Origin of the sequence: Streptomyces sp. SolWspMP-5a-2 (genome assembly GCF_900091845.1) — a bacterium.
Taxonomy (GTDB): domain Bacteria; phylum Actinomycetota; class Actinomycetes; order Streptomycetales; family Streptomycetaceae; genus Streptomyces; species Streptomyces doudnae.
On record NZ_FMCI01000387.1, the window covers coordinates 1 to 19,891 of the forward strand.

The 19,891-nt window shown below is 70.4% G+C and carries 24 protein-coding genes and 1 pseudogene; all 25 read right to left on the bottom strand.

Annotated features, from left to right (window positions below; all coding sequences use genetic code 11):
- Positions 1–609 (bottom strand): annotated as a pseudogene (locus GA0115242_RS37895) (hypothetical protein); the annotation flags it as partial.
- A gap of 65 nt (positions 610–674) precedes the next feature.
- Entirely contained in the window at positions 675–1,799 is a 1,125-nt protein-coding gene (locus GA0115242_RS37900; protein WP_093836199.1) for a DnaB-like helicase N-terminal domain-containing protein, read from the bottom strand.
- Entirely contained in the window at positions 1,799–3,067 is a 1,269-nt protein-coding gene (locus tag GA0115242_RS37905) for a DNA cytosine methyltransferase (RefSeq protein WP_093836200.1), read from the bottom strand. Before GA0115242_RS37905 ends, GA0115242_RS37900 begins: the two co-directional genes overlap by 1 nt.
- A complete protein-coding gene (locus GA0115242_RS37910; RefSeq protein ID WP_256089852.1) occupies positions 3,064–3,942 on the bottom strand; it encodes a hypothetical protein in 879 nt (292 codons plus the stop codon). The genes GA0115242_RS37905 and GA0115242_RS37910 overlap by 4 nt, the downstream gene beginning before the upstream one ends.
- 545 nt (positions 3,943–4,487) lie before the next feature.
- Complete coding sequence (locus GA0115242_RS40445; protein ID WP_141721912.1) at positions 4,488–4,754, bottom strand: hypothetical protein; 267 nt, start codon at positions 4,752–4,754, stop codon at positions 4,488–4,490.
- Positions 4,755–4,848: 94 nt separating this feature from the next.
- Positions 4,849–5,370, bottom strand: coding sequence for a hypothetical protein (locus GA0115242_RS37920; RefSeq protein ID WP_093836203.1), 522 nt, complete (start codon positions 5,368–5,370; stop codon positions 4,849–4,851).
- Between the two features lie 61 nt (positions 5,371–5,431).
- Positions 5,432–5,974: a hypothetical protein gene (locus GA0115242_RS37925; RefSeq protein WP_093836204.1), complete on the bottom strand. Its 543-nt coding sequence runs from the start codon at positions 5,972–5,974 to the stop codon at positions 5,432–5,434.
- A 92-nt stretch (positions 5,975–6,066) separates the two neighbouring features.
- Positions 6,067–6,348, bottom strand: coding sequence for an XF1762 family protein (locus tag GA0115242_RS42670; protein WP_359340497.1), 282 nt, complete (start codon positions 6,346–6,348; stop codon positions 6,067–6,069).
- A 195-nt stretch (positions 6,349–6,543) separates the two neighbouring features.
- A complete protein-coding gene (locus tag GA0115242_RS37935; protein WP_093836205.1) occupies positions 6,544–8,331 on the bottom strand; it encodes a type IV secretory system conjugative DNA transfer family protein in 1,788 nt (595 codons plus the stop codon).
- A gap of 32 nt (positions 8,332–8,363) precedes the next feature.
- Positions 8,364–9,140: a DUF317 domain-containing protein gene (locus tag GA0115242_RS37940; protein ID WP_093836206.1), complete on the bottom strand. Its 777-nt coding sequence runs from the start codon at positions 9,138–9,140 to the stop codon at positions 8,364–8,366.
- 2 nt (positions 9,141–9,142) lie between these two features.
- Entirely contained in the window at positions 9,143–9,607 is a 465-nt protein-coding gene (locus tag GA0115242_RS37945) for a hypothetical protein (protein WP_237549553.1), read from the bottom strand.
- Between the two features lie 134 nt (positions 9,608–9,741).
- Entirely contained in the window at positions 9,742–10,563 is an 822-nt protein-coding gene (locus GA0115242_RS37950) for a DUF317 domain-containing protein (protein ID WP_093836217.1), read from the bottom strand.
- The gene (locus GA0115242_RS41105; protein WP_161353489.1) at positions 10,554–10,907 is read right to left on the bottom strand and encodes a hypothetical protein; all 354 of its coding nucleotides are present in this window, start codon (positions 10,905–10,907) and stop codon (positions 10,554–10,556) included. Before GA0115242_RS41105 ends, GA0115242_RS37950 begins: the two co-directional genes overlap by 10 nt.
- A 26-nt stretch (positions 10,908–10,933) precedes the next feature.
- Positions 10,934–11,725: a DUF317 domain-containing protein gene (locus GA0115242_RS37960; RefSeq protein ID WP_093836208.1), complete on the bottom strand. Its 792-nt coding sequence runs from the start codon at positions 11,723–11,725 to the stop codon at positions 10,934–10,936.
- On the bottom strand, positions 11,722–12,105 hold the full coding sequence (locus tag GA0115242_RS37965; protein ID WP_093836209.1) for a hypothetical protein: 384 nt from the start codon (positions 12,103–12,105) through the stop codon (positions 11,722–11,724). Before GA0115242_RS37965 ends, GA0115242_RS37960 begins: the two co-directional genes overlap by 4 nt.
- A 22-nt stretch (positions 12,106–12,127) precedes the next feature.
- Positions 12,128–12,760: a hypothetical protein gene (locus GA0115242_RS37970; protein WP_093836210.1), complete on the bottom strand. Its 633-nt coding sequence runs from the start codon at positions 12,758–12,760 to the stop codon at positions 12,128–12,130.
- The gene (locus tag GA0115242_RS37975; RefSeq protein ID WP_093836211.1) at positions 12,757–13,518 is read right to left on the bottom strand and encodes a hypothetical protein; all 762 of its coding nucleotides are present in this window, start codon (positions 13,516–13,518) and stop codon (positions 12,757–12,759) included. The genes GA0115242_RS37970 and GA0115242_RS37975 overlap by 4 nt, the downstream gene beginning before the upstream one ends.
- Before the next feature lie 25 nt (positions 13,519–13,543).
- A complete protein-coding gene (locus GA0115242_RS37980) occupies positions 13,544–14,248 on the bottom strand; it encodes a hypothetical protein (protein WP_093836212.1) in 705 nt (234 codons plus the stop codon).
- Positions 14,249–14,486: 238 nt separating this feature from the next.
- Positions 14,487–14,849, bottom strand: a complete 363-nt coding sequence (locus tag GA0115242_RS42675) for a hypothetical protein (RefSeq protein ID WP_311638783.1) — start codon at positions 14,847–14,849, stop codon at positions 14,487–14,489.
- The gene (locus GA0115242_RS42175; protein ID WP_237549554.1) at positions 14,846–15,106 is read right to left on the bottom strand and encodes a hypothetical protein; all 261 of its coding nucleotides are present in this window, start codon (positions 15,104–15,106) and stop codon (positions 14,846–14,848) included. Before GA0115242_RS42175 ends, GA0115242_RS42675 begins: the two co-directional genes overlap by 4 nt.
- Before the next feature lie 48 nt (positions 15,107–15,154).
- Complete coding sequence (locus GA0115242_RS42180; protein WP_237549555.1) at positions 15,155–15,391, bottom strand: hypothetical protein; 237 nt, start codon at positions 15,389–15,391, stop codon at positions 15,155–15,157.
- Between the two features lie 257 nt (positions 15,392–15,648).
- Complete coding sequence (locus GA0115242_RS37995; RefSeq protein ID WP_093836213.1) at positions 15,649–16,086, bottom strand: hypothetical protein; 438 nt, start codon at positions 16,084–16,086, stop codon at positions 15,649–15,651.
- 100 nt (positions 16,087–16,186) lie between these two features.
- Positions 16,187–16,660 (bottom strand): hypothetical protein, encoded by a 474-nt coding sequence (locus GA0115242_RS38000; RefSeq protein WP_093836214.1) that lies wholly within the window; start codon positions 16,658–16,660, stop codon positions 16,187–16,189.
- 190 nt (positions 16,661–16,850) lie between these two features.
- Positions 16,851–18,641 (bottom strand): hypothetical protein, encoded by a 1,791-nt coding sequence (locus GA0115242_RS38005; protein WP_093836215.1) that lies wholly within the window; start codon positions 18,639–18,641, stop codon positions 16,851–16,853.
- Entirely contained in the window at positions 18,638–19,780 is a 1,143-nt protein-coding gene (locus tag GA0115242_RS38010; RefSeq protein WP_161353491.1) for an AAA family ATPase, read from the bottom strand. The genes GA0115242_RS38005 and GA0115242_RS38010 overlap by 4 nt, the downstream gene beginning before the upstream one ends.
- Between the last annotated feature and the right edge of the window lie 111 nt (positions 19,781–19,891).

Consider the following 19,891-nt stretch of genomic DNA (forward strand, 5'->3'; position numbering starts at 1 on the left):
GGAGCGTGCCGCGATGGCGTCGCGTTCGGTGTCGGTCAGGGGTGCCGGTCCGGGGCGCATCTCGGCCGCGTGCAATCGCTCGAAGGCGAGCATCGCCTGCGCGGGTGAGTCAAAGGTATCGGCGATCTGGCGCAGGTGGTTCTCGCCGTGCAGGTGGACGGACTTGCCGCGCCGGTCTAGGTAGGTGCCGACGGCGACTGTGGTGTGGCCGTCGTGGGCGTGGGCGTGGATGAGGAGCTGGCCGCGATGGATGTCATCGTGGATCCTCTGTGCTTGGTCGGAGACCTCGCGGATCTCGCTGCGGGTGAGCCACGGCATGGGGTAGTTCGGCCAGGTCCATTCCTCGTCGATGGCCGCTCGGAGTTGTGGGGTGATGTCGACGGTGATGCCTTCGGCGACGAGGTGCTTCGCTGCGTCGTTGGCCCAGTAGGGCTCCTCGTGGTCGATGCGGGCGAGGACCAGGCTGCCTGGGTCGGCGATGCTCCAGCCGTCGGCCTCCAGGGCCGTGACGGCGATATGGGCCTGTGAGCCGGTCAGGTGGGCCTGCACGGCGCTGGGGTGAGTGGGGTGGGTGTCGAGGCGGACATGGGCGTCGATGGCTGAAGTCACGTGGGGGTCTCGTCTGTTCTGCCGGTGGCCGGGCCTGGGGGTCCGGCCACCGGCGTACCTGGCAGTTATCGGGTTGCTCGTGTGGATCGAGCGGCGTGTGCGGACGTGGTGGTCGGTGGGCCGGCGCGTATGGCGGGTGCCGGTCGCTGCTGCTGTGGCGGGGTGGCTTGGGTGGCGTTCTGCCAGCGGGTGCGGACGGCGTCGATGTCTGCGAGGGCGCGGCGGGCGCCGACGACGAGTTGGAAGGGGGTGTTCGCCGGGTCGTCGGCGTATGCCTCGATGCGCCGTGCGGTGTGCTCGGCCGTGGCCAGGAGCGAGCGCTGCAGGGCGCGTTCGGCCCAGTGCTCGACGAATCCGGCTGGTTCGGCCAGCATGCGCAGGACGTCGCCTGGTTCGCTGCCGTCGTCCAGCAGGCCGCGCTGTTGGGCTTCCCACAGGACCGTGACGGGGTCGACGGGCTCGTTGCGGCGGGCGAGGGTGGTCAGGCACTGCCAGAGGCCGGCGTGCAGCGGCAGGGTGAGGTCTGCGGGGATCAGCCACCGGATGGACTCGATGTCGGCAGGGCGGGCGGTGGCGGTGGCGAGGAGCAGTTTCTCCTCCTCGACTGCCTCGGTGGGGTCCGGGGTGCGAACGGAGGGCGGTGCCGCGGTGCGGGGGAGGACGCCGGAGCGCGGGGGAAAGCGGTTCGCGATGTCGTCCACGACGGTGGCGAGCGCGTCGGCTTCGGTGAGCACCGTCTGGACGGGGAGCGGGAGGCTGGCGTCGTGGACGGTGTGCATGAGGCTTTCGGCGGCCGTCAGCAGGCGGCGGCGGGCGCGCTCGGCCTCGATCATGCGTGCGTAGGCGGGGGCGTGTCTGTGCCAGGGGCAGACCTGGATGAGGGTATGCAGGTAGGTGGCGTCCAGGCCGCGCGCCTCCTTCAGAGCGGTGGCGCGGACGCGGTCGAGCCACTTCGTGTTCTTCGCGTGCTCGGCGGGGTCGGGACGCGGCACCGTGCTGATCGCGGCGTACAGGGCTGCGTGTGCGGCGGTGGAGAACGAGTCGGCGGCGATGCCGCTCACCTCGTCTAGGAGGCGAGGGTCGCGGAGGAGGGCTCCCAGGAGGGCCTGCTCGACGTGGAACACCGGCTGGGGCGGTGGGACGGCGTTGAGCTCATCTTTGTCTGGTTCGGGAGTGGGGGTGGGTGACATCAGGCAGCGAGGGTGAAGTCGTCGGGGTCGAGGGTGACGCCGATGTGCGGAGCGAGGAGGTGGCCGGCCAGCAGCGGGGGCACGGCGTTGCCGATCTGGGAGAACTGCTGGCCCTTGTTGCCGGCCCAGGGATAGTCGGCGGGGAAGGTCTGCAGGAGACCCGCTTCGCGGGCGGTGATCCGGATCGGCTCGGGAGTGGTGGGCGCATCGGTTTCTTCAGCCAGCGGTGAAGCGGGCTCGGCGATCCAAGTGCACTCGTTCGCGCGGTGACCGAAGAACAGTGTGCCGGCTGGCTCGGACAGCGGACGGACAGTGGCGTTTGCCTGATTGTTACTGCGCAGGGACCACGACCAGCGGTGCGCCTCGGCGGTGAACGTCGGCGCCGGAGCGTTGGCGGCTCGGTTCTCGCGTGTGCCGTGCCCTGCCAATCCGGCACCTTCGCGGCGGGACTGCAGGACCACTCCGTCGGGCCGGGGCATCCAGGTACCGCGCTCACGGGCGTCGGACAGCGTCTTGCGTGAGCCTGACGGGAACGGTTCGGGGCCACCGCCTGGCCCGCCGCCTGCGCAGACGGTGGGGACGGGCCGGTCGGTCGCGCCCCATCCCAGGGCATCGGCCATGCTGACCCAGCGGGCGCGGCCCGGACCGAACAGCGTTTCCGGCTCGGCGAACTGGGCGTGCGTGAGTGTCGGGGGCTGCGCCGTACGGACGCGGGAGGCGAGGAGGATCGCTCGCTTCCTGGTCTGCGGGACGCCGACGTCGGCGGCGTTGAGGATCCCGTACCAGACGGAGAACCCCCACCCGCGCAGGACAGCCGCGTACTGCTTCCACAAAGGCAGCACGTCCGGTACTTCCTCCATGGCCACCCAGTCGGGCTCGCCGACCGTGTTCAGCGCGTACAGGTAACGCATCGGCTCAGCGGCGAGCAGGGAGCGCTTGTCGCGGCAGGCGGCGAGGAGGCGTTCGCGGGTGTCGCGGCCGGCGGCCAGGTCCTCGACCGCGGCGTGCACCAGAGGCTGGTCGAGCAGGCCCAGACGCTTGCCGGCCATGCTCCACGCCTGACACGGCGGCGAGGCGATCACCCCGCGGGTGCGGCCGATGAAAGGCCAGGTCGGATACGACGCCACGTCGCACCGGATGGTCAACTGCCCCGCCGCAGCGCGGGTCTTGCATGACCAGTGGTCCCATTCCAGGCCGATGTCGCGCACGCCCAGGACAAGCAGTGCCCTGCTCCAGCCACCGGCACCCGCGAAGAGGTCGAGTATCACGTGGCCAGCCCGAAGTCGTCCGGAGTCAAAGCGTCTGCGTCGCCGCGGCACGCCCAAGGCGAGCAGCCGTCCTCGAGACCGTTCTCCAGGACGTCGGCCTCGTCCGCGCTGATTCGCAAGGCGGCCCGTTCGGCGGAGGTGACGTGGTCGATCGGCGCCTGGCTCAGTGGGACGCGGGAGCGGTGCAGGAATGCCTCGCCGAGCAGCTTGTTTCCGGTGACATTGGCGCGAGCATTGCCCTGCCGGATGGCCGCGTCGAACTCGACGACGTCTGTCCACTCGGACGGAGAGGTGTCCCTAATCTGCCGCCACTGCGCATTTCCGTGGAACGGGCATCCCAGGCAGCTCGATTTCGGAGTATCGGCGAGACCCAGAGAGGTCAGATAGCGCACGCAGTCGGCCCTGCTCCAGGACATGTCCAGGAGGGGGTGCCGGTTGCGCATGTACTTGACGTCCGCGTCCTTCGCGCGATGGAATTCATCCGTCGAGATCCCCACCCACTGCTCAACGAAAACGTGCTTCGGGATGCGATTCGGGTAGGGGTAGCCGAGCAGTTCGCGAACTTTCTTTTTAATCGGCTTGATCTTGTATTCTCCGGTGCACTGCCGTCGGGTCATTCCAGGTCGCCCGTCCTGATTGAGGATATGAAGCGGCATGGAAGCGAAGCGGTGATCTGGATTCAGGGCGTCGTTGCGGATATTTCCGGCTGACACGCGGAGTACGGGTATTCCGGCGGGTGCGGCTATCTCCTCTTCTAGGCGGTCAAGGTGTTCATAAACTGCTTTGGGTTCCCATCCGGTGTCGGCGAAAATCGCGTAGTCGACTCTGGGAATAATTCCCTTGGCTGACAGGGTGAGGAGCGTGCTGGATTGCACTCCCGCGCCGAGGGAGAGGGCGCGGAATCGGGGCTGATCTGAAATGGTCTGTCCTGGGTGTAGGGAAGGGGAGGCGTGTGCGCATCGCGGCCGTCTCGTCAGCGGCAGGGGGAGTCCGGCCAGTGGCGGGATACGGCGTCGCAGAGGGCCGGGATGCCGTCAAGGAGGTCGGCGGCCGACTTGAGGAACTGAAGCGCTGGAGGCCCGATCAGGACGCCCCGCCGTGCTGTGGCGGCGGCCTGGCGGCGCTGGTTCACCACAGCGCGGGCAGGAGCAGCCGTTCGGCGGTGGCGTCCTGGGCGGCCTTGGCGATCTGCGCGACGCGGCGAAGGAGCAGCAGGTCCGTAGGGGGAGGGCCGCGATGCCTGGTGGCTGTGGGTGGGAAATAGCTGCAGAGCGGTGCCGACGAGGTCCTGGGCGTCAGTGATGCGCGTTGTCAGTGTGGATGCGCTCCGTTTGGCGGGCAGGGCATGCAGGGGCTGGTGCAGCGAGGCCACTTCGGACGAGATGTGGGCCAGGACCGGGGCCGGGGTGGTGGGGCGGGCTCAGGTCTCCGCAGTGGCGCGCGGATTCAGGGCTTGGGAGAACGCAGCGGGGAGTGCCGGGGCCTGCTCGGGGGCTGTCAGTTGGGCGCGGGCGAGGACGTTTCCGCAACTCAGGGCGCGGCGGTAGGCCGTTTGGATGACGAGCCCGTAGAGGCCAGCGTCATGGTCGGCGAGGCTGATTTCGAGCAGGTCGGCGCTGGCCCATGACGGCTGATCGAGACGATGACGTTCGGCGCGGGCCGGATGCAGTCTGGCCGGAGCGAACACGCCGAGCGCGCATCGGGGTTGGGCGAGGAGGGTTTGGAGGTGGTCGGTGGCGACCAGGAGGGGTCTCTATCGGTAGGTGGGCTGTCGAGGTAGGTCAGCGGTGGCGGGTGGCCGGTGCAGGAGGGGAGGCCACGGGGGCGGCGGCACTCTGGGAGTGGGCGGCCGGGACGCGCGGTGCGGTGGGCTGGTGGCTGAAGACAGGGGCCACGCGATCGAGGGCTTGGGCGATGTGCTGTGCGCGGTTGTGAGCGTCAGAGAGTTGCTCGGCGACATCGGCGGGATACCGGTCCCACTGGGCTCGGTACTGGTAGCCCTGGATGATCTCGGCGGCGTTGCGAAGCTGCTCGGCGACCTGCCACAGGACGGCGTCCGGGGCGTTTGTGGTGTGTGTGGCCTGCAGAAGCTCGTCCAGCGCGGTGGGTAGTGACTCCTCGCGCATGGGGAGACCGTAGAGGGTGGCGTGCAGCGCCTGGGCGTAGACCGTCACGGGTCCGCCCCGACTGGCGCTGCGGTACTCGACGGGGGCTTGTCGGCGGGCGCCGAAGCGGACGGTCACGTCCCGGGGAGCAGCCCCGGGGTGGAGCTGGTCGGCGAGGGCGCGGGCGAGATCATGCACGGTGGGGAAGTTCGAAGACGTAGAAGCTCCTCGGATGACGGTGCTGAATTCTGGCGGGTGGTCAGCGGGTGCGGCGCCGGGCGATGGGCGGCGACGGCGTGGAGGGCACCTTCTGCGGGCTGGGCCCCAAAGCCTCGGCGATGAGCTGGCGGTCCTCGACGCGCGCCGAGAATGAGGCGAGGCGACGGGAGAGCCGTCGCGCCACGATGCTGTAGGTGGTGGCCGCTTGCTGCATCTCGTCTCCGGCACGGCGGAGTTGATCCCGGCTGGTGGCGGGGGTGGGGTCGGCGTCCTCGTACAGCACGGTCTCGGTACGGTGATGGATGGCGAGGTTGCACAGGGTGGCAGCGAGTGAGATCTGGGCGCAGGCGCCGACGAGGTGCACCAGGTTCTCGGCCCCGTCCTTCATCGCGGGGTACTGGCTGACCGACAGGTCGTGCACCTGCCGCGTGCACTTCATGGCCAGCTCGTGCGTCCGCAGGCTAAGGGGCGCGATCTCTCGTAGGGGCTTGGTGATCTCGCCCTCCTGGATTCGTGCCGCTTCCGCGGACAGTTTCTCCAGTTCGGGGACGACCTCGCCGAGGAGACGGGTGTGTTCGGTCAAGTCGACGGTGTGCAGGACAACTCCGGGAGGATGCGGGCGGTACCGGGGGTGGGGAAGATGGTTGGCCTGTTGAGGTGCTGGAACCGAGCCGGTCAAAGGGCTTCCCACAGCAGGCGGGTGACGTGGTCGTTGCCGTGGCCGGTACGTGGGCGGGATGGTGTGTGCCAGCCGGTGCGGGGCGGCCGGGTGGCGATGACCAGCCACCCGGCGCCGCGCAGCGATGCGCCGCTCTCGCTGTTCTGCGTGTAGGTGACCAGCCGTCGATAGCCGAGGGCCTTTGACGCACACCACCAGGCCCCATAGAGCCGTGAGTTCGCGTTGGGTGCACCATCGCTGGCGGTCCGGGTGACTTCGAGGGTGGCGCCGTCGTCCAGGTGACGGGCTCACAGGCCGGCCGATGACAGCCACGGTGCGCAGCGTGCCGGTCTCGTCGGTGGCGTCGGCCGCGAAATTCTGTCCTGCGGGCGGCGGGCGGCGGGCGGCGGGCGGCGGGTGGTGACGGTGCCTGGTGCGCACGAAGTCCTTCGCCTCACGGGAGCGGACCGGCACCAGGTGCAGCCGGGCGTCGCTCACGCGGCCGTCCCGAAGTCGGACTGCGTCGGCGCGTGCTTCGCGACGGCGCGAGCCGTGATCGCCTTCGACGCGCGGGTGGACGCCGTGGACAGCTCCTCCGCTCCTGGCTCCTGGTACCACGGCCGCAGGTCGAGCATGGCGGCGCGCATGCCGGTGGCGAAGCACAGCGCGGTGCCCTTGGGCAGGGCGCGGATCGCGTCGGTGGGCAGGATCCGCTCCTGGCGCATGCTGACCGAGGTCGACTTCCCGGACTCCGAGTGGGAGGTAGACGTGGTCGCCACGTCGTGGTCGCCGATCAAGCGGCTGAGCTTGTCCGCGAAGTCGGGGTCGTCAATGCCGGAGCCGATGACCTTGATGGTCGAGGCAGACCACATGGCGTCCATACCTGCGTCTCCCCAGACCTTCTGGCCCTGGCGGTAGGACTGAAGGATGGTGATCGGGATGATTCCGCGGCTGCCGAGATGGGAGTACAGGTCCGGCAGGTCGCTGATCTTGCACACGTTGGCGGCCTCGTCAAGGATCGCCAGCATGGGCGGGTCCAGGCGTCCTCCGGCGCGCTCGGCCTGGGCGGTGGCCGCGCGCATCACGGAGTCTGCGCACGCGGCGATCAGTGCCGAGGCCCCGCCTCCGCCGTCCTTGCTTAGAAGGAACAGTGTGTCGGTAGAGGTGACGAACTCCGACGGGCGGAACTCGGGAGCGTCCTTCAGCGGGGTGACCCAGGCGGCTATGTCGTTATTCAGCAGTGCGGCGGCGTACTGGCGGGCGGTCTCGTAGATGCCGTCGCGCGTCTCCGGGGGGCCCTCGACGGTGCCCTTGAGCTGTGCTGCAACGGCGGCGAAGTCGTGGTCGCGGAGGATGTCGAGCGGGGTGCGGTCGGCGGGGAAGGCGAGCCACTGCATGATGTCGGTGATGGGCCGCTCGTCGAGCGCTGCGGCCAGGAGAAGCTGGGAGAGGATGTTGCTGCCGGCCTTGGACCAGAAGTCCCCCTGCTGGGAGGCGTCCACCGAGGCGGCGAGGAAGTGTCCGGCGAGCCGGTTCGCCCCGTCCAGGGTCTTCGCGCTGGCGAGGGGGTTCCACCACATCTCGCGTGCGGCGTGCGCGATCTGCTGTGGGTCCATGGTCCACACCTGCCCGACGCGGGAGCGCGCCTCGTACGTGGCGGTGAATGCGTCGCCTGCGGCCTTGTTCGAGGTCAGCAGGACGGGGCCGGGCGCGGCCAGCATCGAAGGGATGGCGAGCGAGGTGGTCTTGCCCGAGCGGGGCGCCATGATGGCGACGGCCACATCTTCATAGCCCATGCGCACCTCGTGCCGGGTGTTCTGCAGGTTGCCCAGGAGGATGCCGGTGTCGCGGGCTTCGATGTGCTTAGCGTCTTTCAGGCTCGGGCGCAGCGAGCGGGCCTTGTCGGTGATCGCCTTGGCCAGCAAGGGCTCGATGTCTCTGGCCTTGGCCATGCCGGTGATCTTCTTCCGGTCGCCGCCGCGGTTCTCGTGCCGGATCCACAGGGCGACCGCCGTCCCCCCGAGAGCCAGGAGGAGCAGAACGGGAATGATGCGTGCCCCGATGAGCAGGACGGTCTCCCCGGCCTCGGGCCAGACCTGCTCGGGGTGGAGCAAGGCGTTGGTCGGCTGGTAGGGGGCCCAGCTGCCTCCGGTGAGGGAGGCGGTGACGTTGCCGGACAGCCAGGCCAGGTGGGACAGGGGGACGACGACGGCGAGCACGCCGAGCAGGAGGCGCAGGACAAGGTCGTATCCGTCGGTGTTGCTGCTGGAGGAAGGGGGCAAAGGCTAGGTGCTTCCAGGCGGGGACGGAGGAATCAGCGCTGGCGGTGGCGCTCGGCCTGCGGACGTTGCGGAGGACGCGTACTCGCCGCCGGCAGGCCGGATCGGCGTGCGGCGAGGGAGCGGATGCGTTCTTCCAGGGCACCGGCGATCTGCGTGGCCGGTACTTCCCGGTGCGAGAGGGTGATGAGGTCCGGGCTGCGAGTGGGGAGGGTGAAGGGGCCTGCGGTGCGCGGCACCGGTCGCGGGTCGGTGAGCGCGGCGGTGAACGCGGTGATCAGGTGGGGTGGGGTGTGCTCGCTGAAGTGGGCTTGCCACAGGAGAGCCCGGAAGTCGCGGAGGGCGGTGTCGACCCACCAGGCCCCGGTTGTCTCGTCGGCCTCGACGCGGACGGTGCCGTCGGGTGAGGCGAGCCGGTGGTGGTTGTAGGACGGGGTCCAGCCTGCCTTCAGAAGCGGCTCTTGCGGATCCCAGTTGTCTGCCTGATCGGCCGTGGGGTCGGTCAGCGCATCGGTGAACGCAGCGATCATTTCGACGGGGGTGCGGGCATCGAAGCTGGCGAACCAGGCGGGCTGGTCCGGCGCGGGGGCGTGCTGCAGAGTCCACCACCGTCCGTCGGGGTCGGGCGCCAGCCGCAGGAGGGCCTTCTGGTCGGGGCTGGAAAGCAGGACGCGGGGCATCAGGGGCTCGTGACCGTAGCTCCAGCCGAAGGCACGGTGGAGAGGGACGGTGACCCAGGCGGGGTCACCGCCGCCGGCCAGGTGGCGCGGAGCGATGTAGTCGATGTCGACGTTGGCGGGGCGGTCGGGCATGGTCACCGTCCCCTCGCGCCGTGTTCGCTGCGCCGGGACGTCAGGGCGGGAAGCGGCGGGCGCTTCTGCCGGGACGGTGCTCGGTGTGCGGCGGCCTGGATGTCGAGGACGACGCGGCCGTGGCAGGCCCAGTCGTCCAGGTAGCTCCAGCACTCCGCGTGATGCTCGTCCAGCGCGTCGACATACCCTGCGCTGCCCGGTCCGGTGCCCTCGGAGAGCTGGGCCCTGGTCTCTTGCCACCGGGCGTCCAGGGCGTCGAGGTGGCTCAGTGCCTCCTCCAGGATGGTCAGCTGCCCGGGCCAGCTGTCCCGCGTGAGGTGTGCGGGCAGGTGCTGGAGCTGAAGCCGGGCGGTGGCCAGCAATTGGCGTGCGCCAGGATGGATGCCAGCGAACGCTGCGGCGGTGTCTGCGTCACGGACGGCGGCCCGGCGGCCGTAGGCGTCCTCGTCGAAGGGCCAGCCGTCCATGTCCGTGTTGAACTCGGTGAAGGCGTCCCAGGACGCCAGGATCCGTTCGCTGTGACGCAGATAGCGATTGAGGCGCCGCAGCGAGGTGCGGCGGCCGTGGTTCGTGGTGCGGGAGATGAGAGCATCCTTTGAGGTCAGCGGCGGGCGGCCGACTGGACGGCGGTCGTGGGCGCCGGGGGTGTCGCGGGGGCAGTCTGCTGACGGCGCACGGCGCGGGCCTGCGCGCGGAGCGTCTTCACCCGGGCGGTGTGCGCGTCGACTACCTGCTGCGGGCGCAGCGGGCTCGGCTCCCGGACGGCGCCGTAGTAGGCAGTGCGGTCGAACATGCCGCGCTGCAGCGGGCTCTGGTCGGCCAGCGCGCCCAGGAAGGCACCGACGAGGCGATCGGGAACGTGCTCGTCGAGGAAGGCGTGCCAGATCCGCGGGCCCGGGAATGATTCGTCGCTGCTTGTCCTGACCTCGATGTGCCAGGACGGCCGTTCATGGAACTCACTCATAGGGCGGTGCTCGATCCGGCACAGCGAGTCCGGAGAGAACGCTCTCCCGGCATCCTCGTACTGCCAGCCTGCGCTGGTCACGGGCTGCCAGGGGTCCGGTTGCGATGAGGGCGGTGTGATGAGGGCGTCGGTGAGGCCGGTGAGGACCTCGGCCGGTACGAGTTCACCGAACTCCGCGTACCAGCCGTGGTCGTTGTCGCCGGGGGAGGCCCGCAGCCGCCACCAGGCGGAGGTGGCGGTCTGCGGGTCGAACTGCAGGCGGTAGCGGTGATCGGGGCTGGCCATCACGATCTCGGCGCTGAGCGGGTCGGAGACCGTGGCCCATCCGGCCGCGGCCAGGCCGTGGGTGACGTGGCGGGCGTCGCCCGGGCCGGCGAGGTGGCGGGGGCTGGTGTCGAAGGGGATCTGCCCGGAGTGCTTGCCGGCGAAGGCGTCGAGCTGGCGCTCGTTCAACGGCACCGGCTGCACCCCTGCTCGCTCTCGGCGTCGTCGTGGAGCGCGCGCAGCTCATCCAGGACGTAGTGGAGGGTGTGCTGGTCGGTCTGTTCCCAAGCGGCGGTGCGCAGCTCGGCGATCAGGAGGTTGACGTGCGCGGCGCGTGGGATGGCCTGGTGTTCCTGGATGGTGCGGGCGAGGGCACGCAGGGTGTCGGCGAGCTGGACGGGCAGGCCCGTGTACTCGTCGAGGAGCGGCTCGACGAGGGCGAGGGCTTCGGCGGGGTCGGGATTCTCGCGCAGGTACTCGGTGACGTCCGACAGCGTTTCGGTCAGGGCGCGAAGGGTGTCCGGAGTGGGGGCAGGCATCGGGCTCCTTCAGATGAGGATGGAGGTCAGCGGCGGGTCCGGGCAGCGCCGGCCGGGGTGTAGGGGCGGGCGGTGGTGCGGGGCCGGGCGTTGCGGGCCCAGGTGGCGGCGCGGGCAGCTGTGATCCGGGCCTGCTGCCAGGCGCTGAGCTGGGAGGGTTTGACGGAGACCGACCAGGTCCGGATCTGTGTGCTGTGCGGGACACGTCCGCGTGGGCGCATCAGCGGGTTAGGGTCGGCAAGTTCGGTGGAGAAGGCTTGGACCAAGAGCATCGGCGTGTTCGGTGTGAAGTTGGCTGTCCAGCCGTTGCCCTGCTTGTCCTGCGCTCCGGTCCACCACATCGCCGAGCCATCGATGCCCTGGCGGTACTGCATCCACGCGGTGCCGTCGGGGCTGGTCGCCATATAGTCCTGGCCCTCGAACCGCGTGTGCCAGTTCTGCTCCTGCAGAGGTGCCCAGACGTTGGGGGCGTGTGCGGGGCGGGGGCGGGTGAGGGCGTCGGTCAGACCGGCGACGATTTCCACCGGAGTCTGCTGGCCCAGGTGCGCAGACCATTCGCCGGTCGCGCCTCCTGCCCGGCCGTGGATGGTCCATCCGCCCGGCAGGATGTAGGGGTTGTAGGCGACGCGGACGGCGCGGTCCGGGCTCTCTATGAGCAGCGGGCCGTCCTTCTTGGACTTGTCCCGCCAGCCCGAGGCGCGCAGGAACTCCGAGACGTGCCGGACGTCACCGCCGCCAGCCAGGGCACGGGGCTCTACGAGGTAGTGCTGCTCGGCCTGCTCGCCCGGCCCCCAGCCCTGCCACTGCTTCTTCTTCACCGGCGCCGCCGTACGACGAGCGGGGCAGGAGCCGGAGGTTTCGCCGCGCTGATGGCCGGTCGGGTGCCGAGGTGCTGGAAGAGGTCCTGGTGCTCGTCCAGGTCCAGGCTGATGTCGTGCAGTTCGTTGGCGGCCCGGCCCAAGGCGAGCCATACCTCCGCTGGCAGGGCGCCTCGTTCCGCCTCGCTCTTGGCGAAGTGGCTGCCGGTGATGACGAGGTGAGTGACGCCGCCGAGGACTCCGTTGTCCGGGTCGAGGACGCGGGCAATGACCTGCGCTGCCTGGGGCGGAGGAAGCTGAGAGAGGTGGTCGGAGAGCTGGCCGAGCTGGCGGGTGATCTCGTCGGCCAGTCTCACTGGGTAGGGGGCGGAGTGGGACATGCTCCTCCGGGTGCGTGGACGATCAGTGATGGTGGCGCTGCCCGACGCGTTGCGCCTCGGTGGGGACGGCTTGCGGGCGGGCGGCGTGGTTGCGGGCGTGCAGGATGGCGCGGGCGGCTTCGTTCAGCGAGTTGGCGGTGCTACCGAGCCGTGCGATGGGCTCGGGTTCCTCGCCGGGCGCGGCGCCGTGGGGATCACTGGCGGCGATCCAGGCACGGACGATCACTTCTCTGGGCAGGGGCAGCAGCCCGTGCACGGGCGCAGCGACCTCGGTCAGGACCTCGGCCACCGCGCTGCTGGTCTCGGCGGCCGAGACCCGCTCGGCGAGTTGGGTGAGGTAGCGCAGGGCTGCGTCACGGTCGCCGTCGGGGGTGGCCAGCATGTTCAGGGTGGGGTTGAGGTGGACGCTGTGGCCGGCGGCGTGCAGGGCGCGCGAGGCGGTGGTCGCCTTCAGGCGCTGCTGCTCGATGGGCAGGCCGTGCGGAACGCGGTGGTAGTCCCCGCGGGGCCCGGGAGCGGAGAGGAAGCCGCCGGTCCGCTGGAGGATGTCGGCTGCCTGCTCGGTGCCGCCGATGGCCACGACCGGGCCGGTGCGGGGGTCCTTGGTGATGGTGACGTACTCCAGGACCCAGAAGTTGGGCTTTGTCTGGCTCATCGCGTCCTGGTGGTGGGTGCGCGGGCGCCGGCGGGGGCCGGCGGCATGGAGGCCGGGGCGGAGGTGGGCGCGTGACGTCCGGCGGGGTGCTGGAGGGCGGTGCCGATACCGAGCGCTTCGAGCTGCGGGCCGATCTCGCGCAACGCGTGGGCCTGGGCCTGGGTGTCGTTGGCCTCCAGGTGGTAGATGCCGCTGTGCGGGTTCTGGACGAAGCCGTGGGCGGCGAGGATGGTGCCGGCCCGGTCGTCGGCGGGGGCGGTGGCGACACTGCCGTCCGGCTGCCAGGTCAGGACGACCTGGTCCGGCTTGGAGGGCTGGATACCGCCCAGGGCGTTGTGCCGGACTTGGGTGAGCGCGCGGTCATAGCGGATGAGCAGATCATTTGCGACCTGCCCGGCGCCGAGGAACGGGTCGTCGGTCAAGGCGATGCCGTTGGGCTCGGGGACGGCGCGGTACGCCTCGTCTGGCAGGGCGTGCGGGGCGACGGCGGCGAGGAGGAAGCCGTCGCGTTCGTCGTGCCGCTCGATCAGGATGAGCCGGGCGCCGTCGTCAGAGCGGCTGAGGACGGCTGCCTGCTGCAGGGGGTGTTCGGCCAGGGAGGCAGCGACCAGGTCCAGGTCCCAGATGAGGTCGGTGAGTTCGGCGAGGTCGTCCTTGGCATCGGCCGTCAGGTGGACGCTGGTCCAGGTGTCGGGGAGTTCGCCAGCGAGGACGTCGGCATAGGAGGCGAGGCGCTCGGAGGCGCTGTGGTCGTGCATGGTGTCCTTGGGCAGTTGAAGGGGCTCAGCGGCGCAAGCGGACGGCACCGAGAGGTGGCGGCGCCGGGGCTGGCATGGCACGCGGCGAGGGCGGGCAGGCGCACACCGCGGAGCGTTCGGGCTCATGGTCGGGAACCTGCTCTGTGCAGGCGCGGCGGCCGGGGTGAGGGGCGTGCCGGTCGGCCAGCCGTCCGCGGGTGTGCGCGAGGTCGGAGCGGATGACGCGGACGTATGCGTCGGCGAGGTAGCGCAGGCGCCCGGCGGTGTACGGATCGCTCGCGTCGCCGAGCCCGTCGAAGAACTCCGCTAGGGCGCCGAGGGTTTCCTCGAACCCGGCGAGGATGCCGTCGGGGGGCGCGGTGAGTTCGGTGAGGACGTCGGCTGCCATGGCGGTGTCGGTGGCCTCGCGGAGACGTTCTGCGAGGTGGGAGACCGAGGCGCCGAGCGTGGGATAGGCCGCGGGGCGGGCTTCGGTGTCGAAGCGCTCGTCGCAGCCGACGTTGTACCCGACAGCCCGAAGGCGCCCTACGGCGTCGATGGCGAGACGGGACTCCTCGTCCTCGGTCAGGCCGGCGGGAGCGCGGTGGTAGCTCTCGTGGAGGCGGACGACAGCGACGAATCCCGCTCGCTGGAGAATGCTGTGCGCCTCAGCGTCGCCCCCGCGGGCGAGGAGTTCGCCGAAGTGCGGGTCACGGCGGATGTCTAGCAAGCGGGCGGTGGTGCGGGGCAAAGAGACGTTGCTCCTACAAAGATCGGTGGGTGGTGCGCCGGGCCGCGGCCGGTGCGGCGGCGGCCCGGGGCTGGGTCAGATGGGCCGCAGCGGCGTCCAGGTTCTGCTCGATGCGGCGCGCTTCGTCCGCAAGCCGTCGCAGGATGTCGGCGGGAGGGGTGCGCCAGGTGCCGTCGAGATGGATCAGGTTGGCGATCAGATCCAGACGTCCGGGCTGGCTCTGGACAGCGATCCACCGCTACCCATGCTCTGCGGCGCCGGGCACCTCGATACCGGCGGCCCGCGCGAACCGGTGGGCGGTTTCGAACCACTCGGTACCTGTCAGCTCCCGGTCGTCCGGATGGAGCCGGACGTCGGGATGGAGGATCGCGTGCCTGTCGTCGTCCGGGCTGGCAGCGAACGGATGCTCCAGGTGCGGATCTTCGAGGTCAACGAACGTCCAGGTCCTCTGCTCGTCGTCCGGGGTGTAGTAGTCCAGGCCCGGCCAGTGGGCGACCACGGTGTGCTCCGTCGGGCCCTCGTTCGGGGAAAGGGGCCGCCCGAGCGCCTCGGCCAGCGGCTCGCGCGGCGAGTGGGCCCTTGCATGCAGGCGGGGGATCACGACGGCACCCCGCTCGACGCGCGGGTGGGTGCCCGGTGCTGATGAAGGCCGAGGGCTGCACAGAGCAGCGAGCGCTCGCGCACCAGGTCGGCGTGGACCGAGATGTCTCCTGGCGGAAGACAGTCGATCGCCCTGTCGATGGCGCTCAGCCCCTCGTCGTACCGGCCCAGCCGGCGCAGGGCACCCGCCGTGCGGAAGAGGACGATCGGGTCGGTGCCGGTGCCGGTGCCGGTGCCGGTGGCGAGGGCGGGCCGCAAGCTGAGGGCCAGGAGGCGCTCCGCACCCTCTTCCAGGTTCTGGCCGAGCTACAGTCCGTGCAGCAGGACGTGCAGGCTCTTGGGGTGCTCCTCGGCCGAGGCGAGGACTTCGTCCATGACCATCAGGCCCTCGGGGCGGGACTGGCCCAGCAGCGCGAAGGCGTACAGGGCGCGGGTGTAGCAGTCCAGCGGCTGACGCGCGGTTTGCGCGAGCTGTTCGACGAGGCGCTGGAGGGTGAGGCCGCGGAAGTCGAACCGAAGGGCGCTCAGGTACAGATGCGCCAAGGTGCGGGTGGTGATCGGATCACGGTGCGTCGCGAGGACATCCTCCGGGGACAGCAGGCCCAGGACGCTGCGGCCGGATGACCGAGCCGCCCGGGCGGCATCCCCGCACACCTCGGCTGAGGTTTTCCAGTCGGCCCGGATGCCGTGGAGGTCTTCGCCCAGGTGCAGCGGCCAGGCAGAATCGTCCGCAGTTGCGGTGGCTCGGGCCCTGGCCTTGTGGAGCGCAGCGGCACGGTCGGGGCGGTTCGTGGGGGGAGTCACCGGCCGCCCCTGGTGTCTGCGGTGTGCACGAGCTGGCCCAGGGCGGTGGTGGTGTACCAGCCGCAGTCGATCAGCTCGTCGCGGCCTGCGAACCTCGTAAGGAGGGCGTCTTCCATGGCCCGCAGGTAGATCAGGCAGTCCGGGCAGCGGCGCGAGAGGTGCACGAGGTAGCGGGGGTGAGCGGTGACGTAGGACTGGGCACCCCCGGTGGGGTCACGCAGTCGCCATCCGTCCTCGTCGGTGGGGGTGTGCCAGGAGGGGGCGACGATGCGCATGGAGTCTCCCCACAGTTCTCCCCCGGCCACCCCCTTGAGGACGACGACGGTGTCTCCGGCCTGAAAGTGGGCGTGAGTGATATCTCGGGTGGGAGCGAGCGGGTCGGGGGTGAGGGCGGTGACGGGGGTGGGTTGATGGCCCCAGGACGGAGGGAGCACGCGGTTCCTTCCACGCGATGGCTGTCGGGGTGGGAGCATCAATAGTCCGGAGGAACGCCGGTTTGGCTAACCGGCGTTTCCCGGCTATGTTGCCCCGCCGTCAGCGGAACGGATTCTCCGTCCCGCGATCCGCCTCGGTGGCTGCGTCGAGGAGTTCGAGCAGGTCAGTGCCTTCGGCGGCACGCTGGTCGATCCACCAACCGGCACGGGTTATGGAGCGGGCCTTCTCCTCCAGCTCCGCCCAGTCCGCCTCGTCCCAACTGCCCTCGACGACCAGGGCGGTGTGCGCGGCCATCATCAGCTGATGGCGGGAGCGCTCACCCCAGTCCAGGGCCTTGGCCGGGCCCTCCATCTGCGGCATGTCGAACTGCTTGGCCCAGGTGGCGGCTGCCTCCTGCTCCTCGGCGCGCTTCTCCGCGAGCCACTTCTCCTTGGACTCGGAGTCGGCGTCGCGCGCCGCCTTCCAGCAGTCGGTGCAGTCCTTCGACGCGAGCCAACGGGCGAAGCCGGCCCGCTTGTCGGCGGGGCGGTTGGACAGATCGTGATCTACCCGGTGGGAGCAGGCGTGCTCCACGGTCCAGTGCGTACTTACCCCCGGGGAATTCCGTTTGATGGGCGTTACGTTCGAGGTCGGGCTGCTGGTCTGGGGCTTCAAATCGAGTGCCTCTCGTTGACGGTTGGGGTTGTACGAGTCATGCGACGGACGGGGGTGGTCTGGAGTGCTTGGCGGTGGTCTCGGGGACGTTTCCGCCTTCTGCGTCGTCTCAGCGGGTCCTGCGGATGGCGTCTGTGGCCGCCTTGGCGATGGCGGCGGGAGCGCTGGAGGGCTGGGGCAGGTGCAGCAAGGTGGTCCCGGGCAAGTGGCGGGATTCCGCGGTGAGGGTGAGTTGGAGTACGGCGCAGCCGGCGGTCGTAAGCTGCTTGACGCGGGTGATGGCTTGAGCGGTTTCGTCGCTGCCGTAGTGGGCGTCGGTGACGATCACGAGAAGGCGGCCGGCGCCGGGGTGGCTGAGTTCGAGGCCGTGGTCAAGTGCGTCGATGGCGTTGGCGAGTTTGTGGTGGGCGCCGGTGGCATCGAACGTCGTCACGCGCTCTGGTGCTCGGTGGGTGGGTCGAGTCAGTGCGGTCAGGTGCTGGTCGTAGGCGATGGCGGCGGTAAGGGAGTCGGGGTCTGTCAGGGCTGCTGCGCGTGCCACGATCCAGGCAGCGGAGGCGACGGGCTTGCAGGCGGCACGCATGGAGCCGGAGACGTCGACGGCGATACCCACACGCAGTGGTGGGGTGGGTGAGTTCCGGCGGCGGGTGTGGGTGAACGGTTCTGCGGTGGGGACCGACCCGGCCGCGCGCTGAGCGTCGCGGGCGAGGGCCGCGCGCATGTTGAGGCGGCCGGGCGGGGTGGGGCTTGTGGTCCGCTCCTCGGTCCGCTCGCGGTAGGCGGCGGCACGCAGGGCGCGGCTCAGGCGCGCGGCGGCACTCCGCTCGGCGGCGGTGGGCCTGCGAGTGCCGGTGACCGGGTTGCCGGAGGGCGCCGGTGTGCCGTCGGGGTGGACGGTGGTGCTACGGGCGTTGAAGACCGACTTGGCGGTGGCGGCGGCTTTGCGTCGCTGGCGGGCCCGCTGGGCGCGGTCCTGAGCCTGCGCCTCGGACCGTGACGCCATGGCGTTGGCCGCTGCGTCCTGTGCCGCGAGGTCGGCCGCGTCGGTGGCTGCCGCGTGGTCCATGACGACCTTCACGGCGCCGGTCAGCAGATCGGAGAGGCCCTCCGGCACGCGCAGGGCGGGGGCCGCGGCGTCCAGAGCGGCGCACCATTCTTGACCGTGCGCGAGCATGGTCGTGGCGTCGTGGTCGGCGCACTGGTGGGCTGCGGTCCAGATGCGGGTGAGGGTGGTCAGCAGGTTGGCGCCCAGCACCTTTTCGCACAGATCGGCGACGGCCCGGGTCTCGCCGGCGTCCAGGATGCCGACGTCCTGGCGGCCGAGGATCAGGGCTGCCGCGGCGGCGGCCTGCTCGATGCCCTGGAGAGTGGGGTGGGCGATGTCGGGCATGACCAGGGTTCGGGCGCTGGTGCGCAGGTACGTGCGGTCCGTGGGCCGTGTGATCAGGTGCGCGCCTTCGACGCGGCTCTCCTCCAGCAGGAGCGCGGCCTCGACGACGCGGGGGTTGGCTCCGGCAGGCTGTGTCCAGACGGAGTGGGCCGCGTGCGCGGCCTCGTGGACGAACACGCCCCAAGCTGCGGGATACCGCTCCTCGTCGCCCACGAGCCGCGGATGGATCTCGTGGGGCTGGAGGGGTGCGAACAGGCGGGCGTCGAACTCGACCTCGCCCAGCGTGGGGAAATAGGCGGCCGGTGCGCCGCTGCGGGTGCCGGGGCGGCAGGTCACGAGGAGGTCCTGGCGGCCGGAAAGGGCGACCAGCCGGTCGCCGAGTTCGGCTCCCACGCGCAGCCACGCGGCCGGGGAGGAGCGGGGTTGCGCGGGCGGGGCGCCGTCGTCGTCCCAGCGCGCGAGGTCGGCGTCGTCTTCCGGCGTGGACTGGATGTGGTGGTGGGCACTCATCGCGGGCGGCCCCGGTGTGCGGAGCCGGTGCTGCCCGGAGGCTGCCGGGCGGCTGAGGCGGGGAGCTGCTTGCCGAGGGTGAGAGGTGCAATCTTGTTGATGCCGACAGCCTTCATGACGGCGTCGGCGACGGCGTCGCGATCCTCCACAGGAGCGATGCCGATGAGGTTCGCGAGCGCGGCTTTGGTGCCGAGGACGGCCTCGGTCTTCTGGTAGCTGAGCAGTTCCCGCAGTTGGGGGGCCCAGCCCAGCTCGCCGAGTTCGACCTGCTGGGCGAGATTTCGGGCGACCCGGACCACCTGGGCATCGATCCTCAAGGCCAGGGCAAGGTCGTAGTCCGTGCCGATCTGGATCTGCACGCTGAACCGGCTCGCGAGCGCCTCCGTCAACACCGCCCCGTGGACGCCGGGATTGTGGCCCGCCACCACGTAGAAGCCCGGCTCGGCCTTGATCGTCTCGCCCTTGTGCGCCTTGACCTGGATCTGCCGGCGCCCGTCCATCGCGGGATACAGCGCCGCCAGGACCTTCGGTGAGATCAAGGTGGCATCGTCGATCAGCAGGGCGCGGCCCTCGGTCATCGCGGTGACCAGCGGACCGTACTGGAAGACGTAGGCTCCCGCGTCGTCCTGTGTGTACTCGCCGATCAAGTCGCCGACCGTGGTGTCGCCGTCACCGGCGACGGTGAGCAGGTCCGGGAACGCCGCCTCGACCAAACTCGTCTTGCCGGTGCCCGGAGGGCCGTAGAGCAGCACCGGCACGTCGGCGTCACGCAAGCGATTCAACGCCTCGACGTCGGGCAGATCGGCCAGCTCCCGGGGGTGGTAGAGCTGGCCCCCCGCGCGGCGGATCGGGCCGGTCTGCCTGGGCGCGGCTGCTGCGGTGTAGGTCGTACGGGTCGTGGCCGCCTGGGCGCGGGGAGAGTGGGTGCCCGCTGGACTGATCACAGCCCTCTGCGCGGCTGCGGCGGTTTTCGCGTTCGCGCGGAACTGCGGTTGTCCGGTCCCGCTTTGATCGGCCTCGCCGCGTCGCACCAGGGTGAGGGCGGCGTTGCGGACGGCGCCGTGGGAGTGGCCCAGATGCCTGGCCATGTCCCCGATGGTGAGCTTGTCCGCCGGCCGGTCGGCCAGCAGTCGGGCCACCTTGGCCCGTAGTTCGCCGCCCTTGGTGCGCGCTGGTCTGGTAGGCCCGGGTGTGGTCAAAACGAGAACCCTTCAACAGGTGTGGGTGGGGGGCGGGGTGTGCGATGCGCT

Excerpts from the sequence above, each read along its gene's own strand:
- GA0115242_RS37940 (WP_093836206.1), bottom strand. The coding sequence starts at position 9,140 with ATGCCCGACCGCCCCGCCAACGTCGACATCGACTACATCGCTCCGCGC.
- GA0115242_RS37900 (WP_093836199.1), bottom strand. The coding sequence starts at position 1,799 with ATGTCACCCACCCCCACTCCCGAACCAGACAAAGATGAGCTCAACGCC.
- GA0115242_RS37965 (WP_093836209.1), bottom strand. The coding sequence starts at position 12,105 with ATGTCCCACTCCGCCCCCTACCCAGTGAGACTGGCCGACGAGATCACC.
- GA0115242_RS41105 (WP_161353489.1), bottom strand. The coding sequence starts at position 10,907 with ATGCCTGCCCCCACTCCGGACACCCTTCGCGCCCTGACCGAAACGCTG.
- GA0115242_RS37970 (WP_093836210.1), bottom strand. The coding sequence starts at position 12,760 with ATGAGCCAGACAAAGCCCAACTTCTGGGTCCTGGAGTACGTCACCATC.
- GA0115242_RS37975 (WP_093836211.1), bottom strand. The coding sequence starts at position 13,518 with ATGCACGACCACAGCGCCTCCGAGCGCCTCGCCTCCTATGCCGACGTC.
- GA0115242_RS38005 (WP_093836215.1), bottom strand. The coding sequence starts at position 18,641 with ATGAGTGCCCACCACCACATCCAGTCCACGCCGGAAGACGACGCCGAC.
- GA0115242_RS37945 (WP_237549553.1), bottom strand. The coding sequence starts at position 9,607 with ATGGACGGCTGGCCCTTCGACGAGGACGCCTACGGCCGCCGGGCCGCC.